Source organism: Achromobacter veterisilvae, from assembly GCF_037619525.1.
Classification (GTDB): domain Bacteria; phylum Pseudomonadota; class Gammaproteobacteria; order Burkholderiales; family Burkholderiaceae_B; genus Achromobacter; species Achromobacter veterisilvae.
In genome coordinates this window covers 5,397,509-5,414,888 of record NZ_CP148753.1, presented here as the reverse complement: position 1 = coordinate 5,414,888, position 17,380 = coordinate 5,397,509, and the positions used below count along the sequence as shown (strand labels likewise).

16 protein-coding genes are annotated in these 17,380 nt (G+C 68.7%); 14 read left to right on the top strand and 2 right to left on the bottom strand.

What is annotated here, in order from left to right:
• Nucleotides 1-5: 5 nt before the first annotated feature.
• Nucleotides 6-1,595 (bottom strand): collagen-like triple helix repeat-containing protein, encoded by a 1,590-nt coding sequence (locus WHX56_RS25145; RefSeq protein ID WP_338879302.1) that lies wholly within the window; start codon nucleotides 1,593-1,595, stop codon nucleotides 6-8.
• Nucleotides 1,596-1,953: 358 nt separating this feature from the next.
• A complete protein-coding gene (locus tag WHX56_RS25140) occupies nucleotides 1,954-3,663 on the bottom strand; it encodes a ShlB/FhaC/HecB family hemolysin secretion/activation protein (RefSeq protein ID WP_338879301.1) in 1,710 nt (569 codons plus the stop codon).
• Between the two features lie 479 nt (nucleotides 3,664-4,142).
• Here WHX56_RS25140 and WHX56_RS25135 point away from each other — a divergent pair, with 479 nt between their 5' ends.
• From WHX56_RS25135 to WHX56_RS25070, 14 genes are all read left to right on the top strand, one after another.
• Nucleotides 4,143-4,973, top strand: coding sequence for an MHYT domain-containing protein (locus tag WHX56_RS25135; protein ID WP_338879300.1), 831 nt, complete (start codon nucleotides 4,143-4,145; stop codon nucleotides 4,971-4,973).
• Between the two features lie 120 nt (nucleotides 4,974-5,093).
• Entirely contained in the window at nucleotides 5,094-5,282 is a 189-nt protein-coding gene (locus WHX56_RS25130; protein ID WP_338879299.1) for a Flp family type IVb pilin, read from the top strand.
• A 172-nt stretch (nucleotides 5,283-5,454) separates the two neighbouring features.
• Entirely contained in the window at nucleotides 5,455-5,958 is a 504-nt protein-coding gene (locus WHX56_RS25125; RefSeq protein WP_338879298.1) for a prepilin peptidase, read from the top strand.
• Complete coding sequence (locus WHX56_RS25120; protein ID WP_244234975.1) at nucleotides 5,925-6,365, top strand: TadE/TadG family type IV pilus assembly protein; 441 nt, start codon at nucleotides 5,925-5,927, stop codon at nucleotides 6,363-6,365. The genes WHX56_RS25125 and WHX56_RS25120 overlap by 34 nt, the downstream gene beginning before the upstream one ends.
• Nucleotide 6,366: 1 nt before the next feature.
• A complete protein-coding gene (locus WHX56_RS25115; RefSeq protein WP_338879297.1) occupies nucleotides 6,367-6,858 on the top strand; it encodes a TadE family protein in 492 nt (163 codons plus the stop codon).
• Nucleotides 6,855-7,805: a Flp pilus assembly protein CpaB gene (gene cpaB, locus WHX56_RS25110; protein ID WP_338879296.1), complete on the top strand. Its 951-nt coding sequence runs from the start codon at nucleotides 6,855-6,857 to the stop codon at nucleotides 7,803-7,805. Before WHX56_RS25115 ends, cpaB begins: the two co-directional genes overlap by 4 nt.
• A 64-nt stretch (nucleotides 7,806-7,869) precedes the next feature.
• Nucleotides 7,870-9,237: a type II and III secretion system protein family protein gene (locus WHX56_RS25105; RefSeq protein ID WP_338879295.1), complete on the top strand. Its 1,368-nt coding sequence runs from the start codon at nucleotides 7,870-7,872 to the stop codon at nucleotides 9,235-9,237.
• A complete protein-coding gene (locus WHX56_RS25100; RefSeq protein WP_165360103.1) occupies nucleotides 9,234-10,577 on the top strand; it encodes a pilus assembly protein CpaE in 1,344 nt (447 codons plus the stop codon). The genes WHX56_RS25105 and WHX56_RS25100 overlap by 4 nt, the downstream gene beginning before the upstream one ends.
• Before the next feature lie 33 nt (nucleotides 10,578-10,610).
• The gene (locus tag WHX56_RS25095) at nucleotides 10,611-11,975 is read left to right on the top strand and encodes a CpaF family protein (RefSeq protein ID WP_129239824.1); all 1,365 of its coding nucleotides are present in this window, start codon (nucleotides 10,611-10,613) and stop codon (nucleotides 11,973-11,975) included.
• Nucleotides 11,975-12,901: a type II secretion system F family protein gene (locus WHX56_RS25090; protein WP_338881835.1), complete on the top strand. Its 927-nt coding sequence runs from the start codon at nucleotides 11,975-11,977 to the stop codon at nucleotides 12,899-12,901. Before WHX56_RS25095 ends, WHX56_RS25090 begins: the two co-directional genes overlap by 1 nt.
• Nucleotides 12,902-12,914: 13 nt before the next feature.
• Nucleotides 12,915-13,913: a type II secretion system F family protein gene (locus WHX56_RS25085; RefSeq protein ID WP_338879294.1), complete on the top strand. Its 999-nt coding sequence runs from the start codon at nucleotides 12,915-12,917 to the stop codon at nucleotides 13,911-13,913.
• A complete protein-coding gene (locus WHX56_RS25080) occupies nucleotides 13,913-14,785 on the top strand; it encodes a tetratricopeptide repeat protein (protein ID WP_422393672.1) in 873 nt (290 codons plus the stop codon). The genes WHX56_RS25085 and WHX56_RS25080 overlap by 1 nt, the downstream gene beginning before the upstream one ends.
• A 22-nt stretch (nucleotides 14,786-14,807) precedes the next feature.
• On the top strand, nucleotides 14,808-15,242 hold the full coding sequence (locus tag WHX56_RS25075) for a DUF3613 domain-containing protein (protein ID WP_287756189.1): 435 nt from the start codon (nucleotides 14,808-14,810) through the stop codon (nucleotides 15,240-15,242).
• A 30-nt stretch (nucleotides 15,243-15,272) separates the two neighbouring features.
• Complete coding sequence (locus WHX56_RS25070) at nucleotides 15,273-17,378, top strand: TadG family pilus assembly protein (RefSeq protein WP_338879293.1); 2,106 nt, start codon at nucleotides 15,273-15,275, stop codon at nucleotides 17,376-17,378.
• The last annotated feature ends 2 nt before the right edge of the window (nucleotides 17,379-17,380 follow it).

Below are 17,380 nucleotides of genomic sequence, written 5' to 3'. Positions count from 1 at the left end.
GAGGATCATTGCCGGGCCGACAGGCCGCCCAGCAGGCCGCCCAGGAGGCCGCCGTTGGCGCCGCCGCCGGTAGTGCTGCCGGTAGCGCCGCCGGTCAGGCCGCCCGTGACGCCGCCCAGCAATCCGCCCAGCAGGCCGCCGTTGGCCGCGCCGGCCGACGTTCCGCCGCCTGCGCCTGCGCCCGCGCCGCCGCCGGCCAGGCCCCCCGTCAAGCCGCCCAGCAGTCCGCCGCCGGACGCGCCGCCCGCCGAACCGCCAGCGGTTCCGCCCGCAACGCCGCCAAGCAGCCCGCCCAGCAGTCCGCTGCCGCCAGCGCCGCCCGCCGCGCCGCCCAGGCCGCCGGTGACTCCGCCCAACAGGCCCGTCACCGGGGCCAGCAAGCCGCCCGCGCCGCCCACCGGCGTGCCGCCGATGCCGCCCACGCCGCCGAGAATGCCGGTAATGGGGCTGAGCAGTCCGCCCGCGCCGCCAGCGCCGCCGGTCAGGCCGCCCGTCACGCCGCCGAGGCCGCCGGTCAGCGAGGCGACGGCTCCGGTGGCGTTCGCGAGCGTCGCGCCCAGCGGATTGGCGTTGCCCGGCGTGGCGTGGAGCAGGCCGCCGGCGCTGGCGACCGTGCCGCCCAGGCCTTGCAGCACGCCGTTCAGTCCGGCGGCTTCCCCGGGCAGCGATCCGCCCAGGTTGGTGACGGTGCCGCCCAGGCTGGTCAGCAGGCCGGCAACCGGCGCGCCCAGCCGGGTGGTGTCGCCCACCTGCTGGGTCAACCCGGTCGCGGTGCCGGCGAGCGGGCTGGCGCTGGGATCGAGCGCCGCGCCCAGGCCGGCCAGCGTGGGTTGCAGGCCCAGCGGCAGCACGTTGTCCACGGTCTTGCCGGCATTGCCCAGCGCCGGCTCCAGCAGCGGGGTCGACGGCCCGCCCAGCACGCCGCCGGTGATGCCGGACGCCGCCTGCGTCACGGGATTGAGCAGGCCGCCCTGTCCCGACAGGCCCGCGGTCAAGGCGCCCACGGCGCTGGTGGCGTTGCCCAGCACGGTCGTCAGGGGATCGGGGTTGTTCGCATCGGCATGCAGCAGGCCGCCGGTGCTGGCCACCGTCTTGCCCAGGCCGTCCACCAGGCCGCCGACGCCGGCGCCCAGGCCGCCCGGCAGGCCCGCGCCGTCGACCGTGGCGCCCAGGCCGCCGACCAGGTCGCCGACCTGTTTGGCGGCGCCGTCCACCGGCTGCCCCAGGCCCGTCGCGGCGCCGATCTGCTGGGTCAGGCCCACCACCGTATCGGCCACGGGCTTGACGGTGGGATCCAGGGCCTTGCCCACGCCGCCCAGCGTCGCGTCCAGATTCAGCGGCAGGGTGTTGTCCACGGCGCCGCCGGTGTTGCCCAGGGTCGTTTCAAGCAGGCCGGCCGTGACGGGATTGGTCGGATCGGTGCCGCCGGGCTTGGTGCCGCCGGGGCTCGTCGGGATGCCCGTGCCCGGCAAACCTGCGGATTTGCTGCCGCCACCGCCGCCGCCGCATGCGGCCAGCGCGCTCATCAGCGCGGCGGCCAGGGCCGTGGAAGTCAGGATGCGCGAAAGGCGGCGAACCTCGATTTTGGTATGCATGGCGAACTCCTTGTGTTGGAAGAGTCAGGCGGAGAAACGGCCCGATACACCTACACATGCACAAAGCGTGCCAACATTTTTCAAATTGCGAACCTTGCTTCCGATGCTCGTGATTCGGTTGTAAAAAACCCTTTTATTTCATGGTGTTGAGGGCCAATATCGGGTTTACCCCGATTCTGTGAAACTCACGGATTTACGATCACGCGGAGCCTGCGAATGTTACGAATGGCCGCTTATCCGGCGTAACGTTACGGGTAACGTTACGTTACGCCGGACACGATTGCCGTGCCGGAAAGACGAAGGCCGCGGGAGGGGGGAAGCGCGGGCGTCCAGATGGGTTGCGCGCGCGCGACGGCGTTCAGAACGCGTCGTAATAGAGCGAGTAATTGGCGTTGAACCGCAGGTCGCGATTGTTGTCGATGGTTGCGGATCCCACCGGCTTGGCGACGTTGAAATCGAACAGATAGTATTTGTCGTCCGTGAAGCGGATGCCCAGCGCCACGGAAGACAGATGCCGCTGGTTCAGCGCCTGCAGGCTCTTGTTGTTGTACCAGGTGCGCGCGTAGTCGACCAAGGCATAGGGCTGCACGCCGGACAGGTATTCCCAGCCCGTGCCGAAGCGCCGGTTGATTTCCGCCGACACGCCTATGCCCTTGTCCCCGCTCTGTTCGCCTTGGGGATACCCCATCGCATAGCGCCAACTGCCGTACGAGACCTGCTCCGACGACGGCAGGATGTCGCTGGAATATTGCCCCGCGCCCGAGAAGGTCAGGCCGAACTGGGCGGGCAGCGCAAAGGTCTGCTTCGCGTTGAGGTTGTAGCGGGTGAAGTCCAGGTCGAGGATGGGCTTGGCGGAGTATCCGTAGTTGGTGGAGATGTCCTTCTTGGCGCCGGCCGCGTCGAAGCCCTTGGCCACGCTCAGCGCCACGTCCGTGGCCTGGCTTTCGGATAGCTGGATGTAGCGCAGTTCGGCGCTGGCGGCGCGCACGCGGGCATCCTGCTGCAGCCAGCGGTCGGTGCCGCGGGAGTCGTAACGGTCCTTGGAATTGGCGGCATACACGCCGAGCGTGCCCGTAAGCGAACGCGTGTTGTTCAGCAGGAACGGATAGCTCACTCCGATGCCGATGCGGTCATTCTTCACGCGCCGCTCGAAGCCCAGGTATTCGATGGCGTCGTCCTTGGGCCTGGCGTCGTAGTGGTAGCCGTCGACCTTCACCGCCAGGCCGTCTGCGCCGATCGGCACGCGGATTTCGCCCGACACGTACTTCACGTCGTCGGTGTTGAAGGGCACCGAGGCGGTCAGCTTCACCTGTTCGCCCAGAGGCGTCAGGCTGTTGGCCGCCATGTTCACCAGCGGCTGCATGCCGGTGCCGAGGTCGGCGATGCCGCCGGTGAGGCCGACGGGCTGCCGGCTCGCCGCCAGCACCAGTTCGGTGGCGCCATCGGCGCGGCGCGGCAGATCCAGGCTGGGCGTGAACTTGACCCCGGGCACCGTGCGCATCAGGTTCAGTTGCCGTTCCAGCGTGGCTTGCCTGAGCGGCCTTTCCTCTTTCAAGGGGCCGGCCAGGGTTTCAAGGCGGTCCAGCGCATTGCCGATGTCGCCTTCGATGCGCACCGAGCCGATGAATCCCTCGACCACCGTCACCACGACCAGGCCATTGGCGAAAGCCTGGTTCTGCACCAGCGCGAACGACAGGGGATAGCCCTTGTCGCGGTAGAGCTGGGTGATCTTGTCCACCTGCTGCACCAATTCGCCCAGGCTGATTTCCTTGCCCGCCAATGGGCTCAGCAGCGCGGAAACCTCTTCGAAGGGAATGGCGCGCACGCCGGTCACGTCGAAATTGCGCGGCACGATGCGCTGCGCCAGGCGAGCCCGCAGGGCCAATTGTTCAGGAGTCGCCGTCTGCACGACGGGCGGAGGCTGCGTTGCCGAAGGCGGGCGTTCCAGCTTCGGCATGGCATCGACTGGATTGCCCCGCAGCGGACCTTCCGCGCGGGCATCGGCGCCGGCCGCGAGGGCGCAGACGAGGGCGAGGGAAAGCGGGCCTGCCGGAAGCGTGCGTCTCATGCCTTTTATGTCTCTCGTTTCGGCGGCGCAGTTCAACAGAAGTCCGATATTCGCCGGGTCTCGGATACGGGACGGAACAACGCCTGTAAACAAAATTTGCCGTGAGGTTTCGAATATGGTGCCAGCCGCTCGTTAAAATGACAATTTATTTCAAGCTGCTTAATTGGAAACGGCAAAATACCAACAATGTTGCAAACTTGAAACTGCATGAATAGGAATAAAACAGGGCTAAATAATTGTTTTAAATGAGATATACAAGAATATAGGAATATGAGTTACATATTGAATCCAGCATTATTACGAATATTGGTGAAAACCCTGATGTGTATTAAATAGTAATAGATAAGACTATAAAAAACGTATTTGTAAATGGCACTGGCTCAGGCTACGGGAGTCCATCGGATGAGCAAGGGTGACCGCAAGAAGAACCGCAAGCGCGAGCCGGCCGCGCGAGGCAGCCGGTTTCAAAAAGGCCGGCCATGACCCCGGGCGAAATCGTTCCGCTTTCCTTCAACGGGGGGCTCGTGGCGCTCTCGTTCCTGGTCGCCGTTCTCGGTTCCTACGTGGCCATGCTGGCGGCGGCGGGCATCCGGGCCGAAACCCGGGATGGCGAAATCCGCATCGGCTACATCCTCATCGGCGCGGTCGCGATGGGCGGGGTCGGTGTCTGGAGCATGCATTTCATCGGCATGCAGGCCCAGAACCTGCCGTTCGAAGTGGGTTATCAACTGGGCCTCACCGTGCTCAGTTTCCTGGTCGCCGCCGGCCTTTCCGGTTGGGCCTTCTGGTTTATCGGGCGCGAGCGTTTCACCTTTTTCCGCTGCCTGACCGGCGGCGCCGCGGCGGGGCTGGGCGTGGTGGCCATGCATTATGTGGGCATGAGCGCCATGCGTATGCCGGCCGTATTGCTCTGGAATCTGCCGATGGTGGTTTTGTCGGCGTTTATCGCCGTCATTGCCGCTTCCGCGGCGTTGTGGCTCGCTTTCAATACCCAGAATGAACGCCAGCGTTTTGGATCGGCGGTCTTGATGGCGCTGGCGATCTGCGGCATGCATTACACCGGCGCGGCGGCGGGAACCGTCGTCTGCACGGCGGCCCGGGAATATGCCAGCCTGCAGATCGGCGGCGTCATGCTGCCCTATATCGCATTCGCTTTGTCCGCGGCGACGATGCTGCTCATGAGATGGCATTTGCAGCGGGCATCCAGACGGTTCCGCGCGCGCACCGCGCGGCGCATCGACTCGATCATTGAATCGGCGCCGATGGCGAGTCCGGGGAGATTGCCCGGATCCGCCGCGGGGCCGGGTTAGGGGGGCTCCGGATGCGCGCCTGCAAGACAGCGCCGGCGCGCGGGGCGGTTCCGGGGAAAGTGGGCTGATTCCGCCGCAGGCGGGCAGTCCGGTGATAAATCGAGATCGATGGAGCTCGACATGAAAGCAAAACTTGCGCAGTTCTGGAATGACGAAGACGGCATCACCGCCCTGGAGTACGGGCTGATCGCCGGCATGATCGCGGTGGCCCTGCTCATCTCCGTAAAGACCTTCACCGATGCGCTGGATGGCCTGTTCGCGGGAATCGGCGAGGCGTTGAGCGGCAACACGCCCGGCGGAGGCGGCTGACGCGGCCGGACCCGGAACGGGGCCATGCCGCGATGCCGGGCTGCTTCCCGCCATCGCGGCGTCCACCCGCCTGTCCGCGTCCTCGGCTTGAAGAGAACGTCGTCCATCCGGAGGGACGGGCCCGCCGTTGAATCCGATTTCTGAAGGTTCTGCCTTGTATCCAGGGGAAGTATTGTGGTGGCTGCTGTTCGCAAGCTGGATTCTGGTGCTGATCCACAGCGATCTGCGCTATCGCCGCGTCCCCAACGCCTTGATCGTCGCGGGGGCGGCGGCGCAGTTGCTATGGCTGCTGGCCGCGTTGTTCGCGCCTGGCTGGGCCTACCCGCCGCGCTGGTCGGGATGGCTCATGGCATTGCTGGGATTCCTGGCCGCGGTTCCGTTCCTGCCGCTGTGGACCCGGCGCCTGATGGGCGCGGGCGACATCAAGGCGATCGCCGTCCTGGGCCTGCTGCTGGGCCTGGCGCCGCTGCTGGCGGTTCTTGCGATTGCCAGCCTGCTGGCGGGCCTGCACGCCTTGCTGTACCTGGCGGCGTCGCGCTTCGTGACGCTGGGCGGACGGCTGCGCCAGATTCCGTACGCCGCCTACCTGGGCGCCGCCGCGCTCAGCGTGGCGCTTATGCCCTTGAATTCGGCCTGGTATTCGTGGTGTTCTTCCTGGTGTTCTACGGGATCCTGACGTATTCCCTCGTGGCCGCCGCGCAGAACTCCGTCGCGCTTGCCGCGCAGGACGGCGCGCGCAAGGTGTTGCAGTGGCAGGCGGGCACGCCTTCGCTCGCGGCTCGCGCCAACGCGGGACGCGATACCGCCCTGCGGCGCGCGGAATGGATCAGCGCGGTCTCGGCATCGCCGGTCCAGGTGGCGGTCTGCGGCAGTTCGGGCACGCTGAGCAGTTCGGCGGGCGGGGCTTGCAGCGGATTGCCGGTGGCCGCCGGCCAGGTCGAGGTGACGGTTTCCTATGCGTACGGGGCCCACCCCCTGATCCCCTCGGTGCCCTTGCTGCGGACGGCGCTGATGCCGGCCTCCAGCGTGCTGAGCGCCCGCGCCCTGGTGCATCTGGGCGATTCCCTGGACGAGGGAGGCTGAGATGCGCGCGTCTTGCCGGTTCCATGCGCCGAATTCCCCCCGCCGGTCCCAGCGAGGCATCGCGGCGCTGGAATTTTCGCTGACCTTGATCATGCTGCTGATGTTCATCTGCGGCGTGCTCGGCTTCGGCGCCTTGTTCTGGATGCAGCAGCAACTGGCCTCGGCGTCGGCCGACGGCGCGCGCGCCGCCGTCTTCGCGCGGTTCAGCGGCCAGGCCGATGCGCCGTCCGCGGCGTGTTCCGCCGCGATGAGCGCCTTCTCGCCCGGCTCCGGCGTGGCGTGCGCGGCCTTCAGCGCGCCGTGCGACTGGGCCGGCTCCGAAGGGCAGCAGGCCAATTGCGCCACGGTGGCCATGACTTACGACACCCAGTCCTGGCCGTTGCTGGCCACCTTGCAGGGCCTGATCGCCGCTTTGCCCGGCGTGGGGCGGAACTGGATTCCCACCCGGCTGCATTCGCAAGCCGTCGTACAGATATCGCAGGGGGCGCCATGAGCGGTTTGAGCAAGTTCGTCGCGGGGATGCTGTTGGCGGGGGGCCTGGTGTTGGCCTTCATCGCCTGGAGGCTGGCTTCCGCGCCGGCTCCCGTCGCGCCTGCGCCCGCGCCCGCACCGCAGGCGGCGCAGCCCGCCGCGCCGGTCAAGTTCCATCCCGTCGTCGTGGCCAGGGAGCCGATGCCGGCCGGCACGCGCATCGATGCCGCAAAGATGCTGGCGGTGGCCCAGTGGCAGGCGGCGCTGTCGGGCGGCTACGAGACCGTGGCCCCGCTGGAAGGCGCCGTGACGAAGGTGGACGTCGCCGCGGGCGACCCGATTCTGCCCAGCCTGCTGGCGCAGGGGCTGGCCCGCCACCTCAAGCCGGGCGAACGCGCCGTCGCCATCGCGGTGGACGACGTGGTCGGCGGCGGCAACCGCATCGCGCCGGGCGACTGGGTGGACGTGTTCTTCATGATCGACAAGGGACAGGAGGTGCCCGGCGCCCAGGCGCGCCTGCTGCAGGCCCAGGTGCGCGTGCTGGCATACGGCAGGGCGTCCGTGGACGGGCCGGAGGAAAAAACGGCGGGACAGCCGGGCGCGTCCGGCCAGCCCGCGAAGACGGCGATGCTGGCGGTGCCGGTCGAGCAGGTCAACGAACTGATGCTGGCCAGCCGCGCGGGCCGGCTGCAACTGGCGCTGCGTCCGGTGGGCGACGAGAACGTGCCGGACGCGGAACTGTTCGTGCCGCGCGGCGCGGTCCTGGCGGCCCGGGCCGATTTGACGCCGGCGCAGCGCGAAGCGCTGAAGCAGCCGCCGAACCGCGCCTTCGCCGGCGAAAGCCTGGTCCAGCTCGATGGAACGACGGCCGTCGCGCGTCCGCCCGCCGCGGCCGCGCGCAGCGCGCCGGGGGGCGGAAGGACGGTCGAAATCCTGCGTGGAGACAAATCCGAACGAGTGCGCTACTGAACGCAGCCGCGCGTGGCCGGGGCCACCCGCGGCTGGACTCTTGCCTATGACCAGATCCAGTCCAATGAAGAAACCTCAGTGCATCTCTCTCATCCGGCGCCTGTCGGCGATCGCGGCGATCGGCTGCGGCGGCATCGCCCTGGCGCAGTCCGCCGTGCCCGCGGCGGCCGCCGACGCGCCGGTTCCCGTCCGCGATCTTGCCCTGGCCGTCAAGGGCCAGCAGACGCTGCTGCTCGATGGCGCGGCGCCTTCGCGCATCGCGATCGGCGATCCCGACGTGGCCGACGTGAGGATCCTGCCCGCCTCGGGCAAGCGCGCGGGCTCGCTGCTGATCTACGGCAAGAAGCCCGGCACCACGCAGTTGCGGATCTGGAGCGGCGCCAGCCCCGCGCCGCAAGTCTGGAACCTGCGCGTGGGCGGCAGCGTCCAGGGCGCGCTGGCCAGCCGGGGCATCGCAGGCGGGGCCAATATCGATATCGCGGGCGACCGCGCCGTGGTCTCCGGCCATGCCGAAACGCCGATGGGGCAGGTCGCCTCCGTCGCCATGGCCGCCGCCGCCGTGGGCGGCGAGAAGAACGTGGTGGACGTATCGTCCGCCGGCACCAGCGGCGTCGTGCAGGTCGAAGTCAAGGTCGTCGAGGTGTCGCGTTCGGTGATGAAGGAGGCCGGCATCAACTGGACCGCGGGCGGCAGCGGGCCGTGGAGCGCGGCCAGCAGCATGATCCCGGCAAACCTGGGCGCGGCGGCGTCCGGCTTTTCGCTGTTCTACGACACCAACAATTTCTCCGCCAACCTGCGCCTGCTGCAGACCAACGGCATGGCGCGCGTGCTGGCCGAACCCACGCTCGTGGCGCTGACCGGGCAGAGCGCCAGCTTCCTGGCGGGCGGCGAGCTGCCGATTCCGGAGTCCGGGGGGCTGGGAACGGTGTCGGTCGCGTTCAAGCCTTTCGGCATCGGCCTGACCGTCACGCCCACGGTGCTGTCGCGCGACCGCATTTCGTTGAAGGTGGCCCCCGAGGCCAGCGAACTGGACTACAGCAACGGCATCGCGATCAGCAACGGTCCGGACTCCACCTCGATCATCCCGGCCTTGCGCACGCGCCGCGCCGATACGACGGTCGAGCTGGGCGATGGCGAAAGCTTCGTGATCAGCGGCCTGGTGTCGCGCCAGACCAAGGCGATGGTCAGCAAGGTGCCGCTGCTGGGCGACCTGCCGATCATCGGGTCGTTCTTCCGCAGCCTGGACTACAAGCAGGAGGACACCGAGTTGGTCATCGTGGTGACGCCGCGCCTGGTGCGCCCCATCGCGCGCGGCGTGACCTTGCCGCTGCCGGGGGAAAAACAGGAGCGCGCGGACAGCGGCTTCAATGCGTGGGGCTATTACCTGACCGGCCCGGTGGGCGGCCAGCAGATGCCGGGCTTTTCGCGGTGAACAATATGAAAACACATGCTAGCGAGTGGGTGGGCCTGCAAAACAGCAGGCGGTTTCTGTTTTGCTCCCAGGGCGCGGACGTCGCCGCCCAACTGGGACAGGCGCTGGGAGACATGGGGATGCTGACCCAGGAATCGCCCGGCACGGAAGAACTGGCGCGGCGCCTGGCGGAAATAGCGCCGCAGGTGGTGTTCCTGGATTTCACCCTGAGCGGGGACGAGCCCGGGAAACTGTTCAAGTCCGCCGAACTGGCGCGCCTGTTGGCGCGCATTGCGCCGAGCCTGCCGCGGGTGGCGGTCGGACTGCTGAGCCAGCCGGAAGGGGCCATCGCGGCCTTGCGCGCGGGCGTCAGCGATTTCGTGGATCCCACGGTGGCGCCGCAGGAAATCAAGGAAATCGTGCTGAGGCTGCTGGACGCGCAGCCCGGCGACTCGCGTGCGGACGGTTCGCGGCGCAGCGTGCTGCTGCTGGGCGCGCGGCCCGGCGTGGGCGCCAGCACCCTGGCCGTGCACCTGGCCGGCATGGTGCAGGACCGCCTGAAGCATGTGCATGCCGCGCACGCCGGCGCCCATGCGGGCAAGGCCCCCAAGGCCCACGCGGCCGAGCCGGGGGACTTGCTGCCCTTGTCCAGCCGCGTGGCGCTGATGGACCTGGGCTGGCCCGTGGGCGATTGCCAGCTCTATCTGAACATCGGCGGCGATTTCGACTTCGCCGAGGCGGCGCGCAATCTGCGCCGCCTGGATTCCACGCTGCTGGGATCGGCCATGCCGCACACGGCCAGCGGCCTGAGCGTCCTGTCCCTGCCCCGCGACCTGGGGCAGATGCGCGATGTCTCGCAGTCCGACTCGCTGCTGGTCTTCGAGCGCATGCGCCAGCACTTCGGCGTGGTGGTCGCGGATTCGGGCGGCTTCACCAATCCGGAGTTCGTGGCCGGGCTGGCGCGCGCCTCGCAGCAGAACTGGATCGTGACGGACCAGAGCGTCGGCGCGCTGGTGTCGCTGGCGGGGCTGCTGCAGGAGCTGGAGCAGTTGCACGTCGAACGCCGCAGCCTGGGCCTGATCGTCAACCGCTACGACGAGCGCTACGGCATGACCGCGCAGCAGATCGCCGAGCGCTTCCAGTTGGAGCTGGTCGGCACGCTGCCGGACCGCACGCTGGCCCTGATGGTGTGCACCAACCAGGGCCACCTGCTGCACGAGGAAGCCGAGCGGGACATCTACGTGCGCGCGGTGCAGACGCTTGCGGAAAAGCTGTGCGTGGAAGAGAACCCGCCTGGGGGGCGGGCAGGCTGGCTGGCCACCTGGCTGCCCGGCGTGCATCGCCGGATGGTGGTCGGTTAACGGAAAGACGGACGGACAGCGGCGGGATCCGACATGATCATGACAGCGACGGTAGAGTTCGGCGGAGACGGCGACAAGGGCTTTTCGGCGTCGAACCGATTCCAGGAAGTGAAGACGGCGGCGTACGAGCACCTGCTTTCCCGGATCGAGGAACTGGGCGCCGAGTTCGGCCGCTGGGCCCGTTCGGCGATCCAGGAGTTCGTGGACATCGAGGTCGCGAGCTTCGTGCGCCTGCGCAGGGTGCCGATCAACGAAGGCGAAATGCGGCAGATCGCCGAGGCGCTGACCAAGGAACTGGCGGGCCTGGGGCCGCTGGAGGATCTGTTGGCGGATCCGGCCGTGGAAGACATCCTGATCAACGGCTACGACAATGTGTTCGTGTCGCGCCGCGGCGTGCTCGCCCGCGAGACGCTGAGGTTCACCGACAACCAGCACGTGCTGCGCATCGTGCGCCGCATCCTGGCTCCGATCGGCCGCCGCCTGGACGAGTCCAGCCCCATGGTGGACGCGCGCCTGCCCGACGGCGGCCGCCTGAACGTGGTGATCGAGCCGCTGGCCGTGGACGGCCCCATGGTCTCGATCCGCAAGTTCCGCCAGGATCCGCTCAAGCCGGCCGACCTGCTGACCCTGGGCACCTTCGACGAAGAGATCTACCGGCTGCTGCACGAGGCGGTGAAGAACCGCTGCAACATCCTGGTCTCCGGCGGCACGAGTTCCGGCAAGACCTCGCTGCTCAACGCGCTGGCGTTCTTCATTCCGGAAACCGAGCGCGTGGTCACGGTGGAGGACACCGCGGAACTCTCGCTCAACCACCCGCACGTGGTGCGGCTGGAGTCCCGCCAGGGCGGCTTCGACGGAAGCGGCGCGGTCAGCATCCGCGAACTGATCCGCAATAGCCTGCGGATGCGACCGGACCGCGTGGTGGTCGGCGAAGTGCGCGGCGCGGAAGTCATGGACATGCTGCAGGCGATGAACACGGGCCATGAGGGGTCGATGGCCACCATCCATGCGAATTCGCCGCGCGAATGCCTCTACCGGATCGAGATGCTGGCGGGGTTCGCCGGTTTCCAGGGCAGCGAGGACAGCCTGAGGCGGCAGATCGCCAGCGCGCTGGATTTCATCGTGCAGATCGGCCGCCTGTCCAGCGGCAAGCGCCGCGTGCTGTCGGTGACCGAGGTCACGGGCATGGGCGACAGCGTTATTTCCACCCAGGAGCTTTACCGCCACGAGACGTTCATGACGCCCGAGGGCGAGGAAAAGGACCGCTGGAAGTGGCTGGGCATCCATCCCCATACGCCCAAGCTGGCCAAAATGCGTTCCGAGGCGCGCGCCAACGACGCCGCGGCGGGCGATGCCGACGGGGGCGGCGCGGGCGGATTCTGGAGCCGGAGGCGATGATGGATCAGGTCCTGGTACTGGCGAGCCTGGCGGCGGTGCTGGCCGTCGGAGCGGTCCTGTTGTGGCGCCATGCCAGCAGCGGCGCGCGCCGCGCCGCGAGTTCGGCGTTTCTGGAGAACCAGCTCAGCCGGGGCCGCGACGCGCGCCGCGAGAGCGAGCCCTTTTCGGCGGGCTCGCGGGCCATGCGCAGCGGCCTGCTGGGATGGGACCGCCTGTTGCTGCTGGCCGGCGTGCGCCAGAGCGCGGGGCTGTATCTGCGCCTTGCGGCGGCGCCCGTCGGCGGGGCGGCGCTGGCCTGGCTGTTCCTGGGGGGATTGTCCGGCGCGGTGACGCTGGTGCTGGCGGCCGTGCTGGAGTATTTCCTGCTGTGGCTGCGGGCCGACAAACGCCAGCGCCGGATGATTTCGCAGTTGCCCGCGTTCCTGGACAACATCGTTCGCCTCGTCACCATCGGCAACAGCATGGGCTCGGCCTTCCAGACGGCGGCGGCCAACACGGACGAACCCTTGCGCGAGGTGATGGAAACGGCCTCCAGCCTGAGCCGCTCGGCCAAGGAACTGGACGCGGCCCTCGTGCACGTGTCGCGCCTGTACGGGCTGAAGGAGCTGTACATGATCGCCGCCGTCGTATCGCTGGCGATGCGTTTCGGCGGCCGCAGCGACCAGGTGCTGGAACGCATGGCCGCCTTCATGCGCGACGTGGCGCAGGCGCGCAACGAACTGTCGGCGAGTTCCGCCGAGGTGCGGCTGTCGGCCTGGATCCTGGCGCTGCTGCCGGTGGGGATCGCGGGCTTCATCATCGTGGCGAACAACAATCTGTTCATGGGGCTGTGGCACGACCCCGCGGGCTTCAAGATGCTGGCGACCGCCGTGGGCCTGCAGATCGGCGGCAGTTATTGGCTGTACCGCATGGCCAAGTCCATTTGAGGGGAGGCGCCTGATGGACATCCCGCAATCCTGGAACGTCTCCACCGTGCTGGCGATGGCGTTGATGCTCGTTGCCGCGGGGATGCTGGTGCTGGGCATCGGCATCTTGCGGCGCCTGCGCGGGCAGAGCAGAAGCCGGCAGGTCGTGGACCAGGCGCTGACGGCGCGGCGGATGGGCGGCGGATCCGCCGCGGTCCCGCCGGCGCAGGACGGGCAGGGCAGGTTCGCGGCCGCCGCGCGCGCGGCGGATTCGTTCGGCAAGCGGTTGAGCGAGGGCCGGCTGGCCGATACGCTGCTGGCCGCCGAAGACCGCAAATTGGTGGACATGGCGGGCTACGCCGACACGGGCACGGCCCGGTCGCGCTTCGCCGCCGTCCGTTTCGGCCTGGCGCTGCTGCTGCCCGTCGCCGCCGTGGCGGCGGGCCTGCGCTACCGCCATATCGATGCCTGGGAAGAAATGCTCGTCGCCGCCTTTTTCGGGTTCGCGATCGGCTACATGCTGCCCAAGTGGATCGTGCGCCGCCGCGTGGCGCGCCGCCGCCGCATGGCGGCCGACGAATTGCCCTTGCTGGTCGACCTGCTGCGCCTGCTGCAGGGCGTGGGGCTGTCGATCGACCAGAGCCTCCAGGTGCTGGTGACGGAGTTCGGACAGGTCTTGCCGGTGCTGTCCCAGGAACTGCGCCTGGCGTCCGAACTGTATGTGCGCGGCAGGACGCGCGAGCAGTCGCTGGCCAGGCTGGCGGCGGGCTTCGACAACGACGACCTCTCCGCCATCTGCCGCCTGATCGCGCAGGTGGACCAGCACGGGGGCGCGGTGCAGGAACCCCTGAACCGCTTCGGCGAGCGGCTGCGCGAATCGCGGCGGCTGGAATTGAAGGAGAAGGTGGGCAAGGCCACGGTCAAGATGACGGGGGTCATGATCGTGACCTTGCTGCCCGCGCTGTTGATCATCACGGGCGGAGCGGGATTCATCGCGGTGATACGCGCGTTGTCGCGCATGGGGGGAACATGATGGCGGGCGCAATGGAAAGGCGGCGGGGCGCGGCGCGCTGGATGCTGGCGGCCGCGTCGGCGGCGGCGGTCGCCGGCCTGGCCGGATGCAAGACGAACAGCGCGGAATCCGCGTGGCAGCTCATCCAGCAACAGCAGCAGGAACAGGCGCTGGCGCGCCAGAAAGAGGACGAGGCCCAGGGCCGCAACCGGCCGCGGGAACCGGACATGATGCTGTCCATGATCGCCGAGGCGCAGCGCCAGGAACGCTACTTCGCGTCCCTGGCCTACATCGACGCGTACCAGCAGAAGTTCGGCGCCGACAGCCGCGTGGCGGTCATGCGCGCGGACGCCCTGCGGCAGACCGGGCAGACCGCGGCCAGCGAGCAGGCCTATCGCGCGCTGACCCACGGCGGTCAGGCGGCGGAGGGGTGGCACGGGCTTGGCCTGATCGCCGGCGGCCGGGGCCAGTTCGACCAGGCGGCCGACGACTTCGCGCGGGCGGCCAGGCTGGCCCCGATGAACGCGCGCATCCTGGGCGACCTGGGCTACGCGAGATTGAGGGCGGGCGACCTGGACGGGGCGCGGGTGCCGCTGGGGCAGGCCGCCGAACTGGCGCCCGAGAACGGCAGGGTCCTGGCCAATATGGCGGTGCTGCTGCTGGTCGAGGGCGACCCCGTCAAGGCCCGGCGCCTGATGGACCAGGCGCAGTTGGGGGACGAGGCGCGCGGGCAAGTGCAGCGCCTGGCTTCCGAGATCCGCGGCCAGCTCGCGCCCGCGCCCTTGCCCGCCGCCAACCTGCCGGCTACCCGCGTGTCCAGCGGCGCGGGCCCCGCCATGCCGATGATGAGCCCCTTGATGGAGGGCCTGGGCAACGGGCCCATCGTGCGCTAACCCCGTATTCAGGAAAACTCCCATGTCCCACGCGCGCTACCTCGCTTCGTTTTCCCTGGCCATGGCGCTGGCCATGTTGGCGGCGCCGGCCAGCCATGCCCAGTCGAATGCGCCGCTGACCGGCGCCATGTCGGGTGCCGCGCCGCCGCCCGCCGCGCTGCCCGACCGGCCCGTGGTGCAGCAGGTATCCGCGCCGATGCCCGCGGAGGCGCCGGCCATGGCGCAGGCGGGCGCCCAGGCAGCCCCTCAGGCAACGCCCCAGGCCGCGGCCCCCGAAGGCTTCGGCGACGTGACGCGCGGCCTGCTGGCGGCGCAGGCCGACGGCCGGCGGGCGGGCGGAGCGCTGCCCATCCTGGGCCCGGTGTCCACCGCGGCCTGGAACCGCTATCTGGACAGTTTCAAGCATCCCATTCCCGAATGGATGCAGAAGCGCGTCGAAACCAAGAACACCAATTGAGGCCGGGATCCCAGCCCCAGCCGCCAGATCATGCCCGCCTTTTCTTCGCCTCCCGTTCCGTTGCCGCGCCAGCGCGGCAGCGTCACCGTGGCCGTGGTGTTCGCGGTCCTGGTGGGGCTGGTGCTGCTGGGCGCGGTGCAACTGGCCTACGGCTTCTACATGAAGCGCGAAATGCAGAAGGGGGCGGACCTCGCCGCCCTGTCGGCGGTCCAGGTGCTGGGCCAGGGGGCGGCCGCCGATTGCGCGCAGGCCGTCACCGCCGGCCGCGCTTCGGCGCTGCGCAACGTGCCCGATCTTTTCGATTCGTTCACGAACGCCGACATCACCGTCGAGTGCAAGGTCTGGGATTCCGGCCGCGCCGACGCATCCGGGATGCATGTGTTCGACGCCGCCGAGGGGGAACCGTTCAACGCCATGCGCGTGAGCGTGCGCAAGCGGCTGACCGGCATCATCCCCGCCTTTTCAGGCGGCTCGGACGGCGGCACCCTGATCGCGGCCACGGCGGTGGCCACCATCACGCAACCCGTCGCGGCCTTCTCGGTGGGATCGAGGCTGTTGCGCCTGGAGCGCGGCGGCCTGCTGTCGCGGCTGCTTGCGTCGGCGGGCGCCTCGCCCGCGCAACTGGACGTGCTGGACGCGGCCGGCCTGGCTTCGGCCGACATTACGCCGGCGGGCCTGCTGCAGGCCCTGGGCCTGCCGCTGTCCGTCGCGACCGGCGTGGGCACGCCCGAGCAATTGGCCGCCGTCGACAACCTGACCCTGGGCCAGTTGCTGAACGCCACGCTGACCGTTATCGACAAGACGGGCACCGCCAACGCCGACGTGGCGCTGTTGGCCGACGCGATCAATACTGTCCTGGCCGTGATGCCGCTGGACTTGCCGGTCAAGCTGTTCGGCGGCGACGGCGTGATGGACGTGTCCCTCGCTGGCGGCGCCGCGAATTCCGCGCTGCAGGCCAAGGTGAATGCGCGCAATCTTCTCGAGACCGCGCTGGCCGTCGCCAACGGCGAAAACCTGATCGACCTCGGGCTGGGCAGCGCGCCGCTGGCGGGCCTGGAGGCGAAGGTCCGCATTGTGGAGCCGCCCACGGTGGCAGTCGGCGGCAAGGGCACGAGCGCGACCAGCGCCGGCATTCGCGTGTATTTGCGGCTCAATTCCAGCAGCATCCCGCTCTTGGGCCCGCTCCTGGGGAACCTCCTGAGCACGGCCGCGGACATCCCTATCGTCATCGACGTGGCGCGATCCACCGCCACCCTGACAAATATGTGCGAAGCGTCGCTGCCCCCCGGGCAGGCGACCATCGCGGTGACGGCGTCGGCGGCCAATGTCTGCGTGGGGCGTTTCCCCGGCATGCCGGGCGCGGGGGCGACCGCGGCGGAATTCGTGTCGCTGACGAACAGTTGCGAGCCCGACTCGGCCGGCGCCATCGGGCGGTATCAGATATTGAAGCTGCTGGGCGTGCCGTTCACCGCCAAGGCCACGGTGTTCGCGTTCAGCTCATCGCAGGATACGGTCGTGACGCTGACCGAGCCGCCTTCTCCGGATTCCAGCACCACTGTCAATGCCGCGAGCCTGGATCTTGCGGGGCTGGCGTCCAGCGTCCTGAGCACACTGCTCAACGACATCCTGGGTGATGTGATCGCCACGGACCGCCAGGGACTGGCCGCGACGCTGGTGGGCGGCGGCGGCGCCAATGCGGGCAAGACCATCGCGCAGGTGTTCTCCGGCCTGAAGAACGATACGAACAGCCTGAATTCGCGCCTGGCCTCGGGCGGGCTGATCGGCCTGCTGGGCGGCACCCTGCAACTGGTCGGCAATCTTCTGGGCGGGGTGGTGGACGCGCTGGCGACCACCACGGCCGACATTGCCTGCAACCTGGCCGGCGGATTGCTGTTCCCGGATCAGGGGAAGATCCGCGAATGCCGTATCAATTACATCGCCGACAACGCGCTGGGCGGGGGAGCGGGCCATCCGAACGCCGGCTTGCAGTCGATCGTCATGATTTTGCTGGAGCCTCTGCTGGACAGCTTGTCCCTTCTATTGAATCAGGCGCTCGGCCTGCTCGGCGTGAGCCTGGGCCAGACCGACGTGTCGCTGCTTTCCGTGGATTGCGGCCGGCCCCGCCTGGTGTACTGATG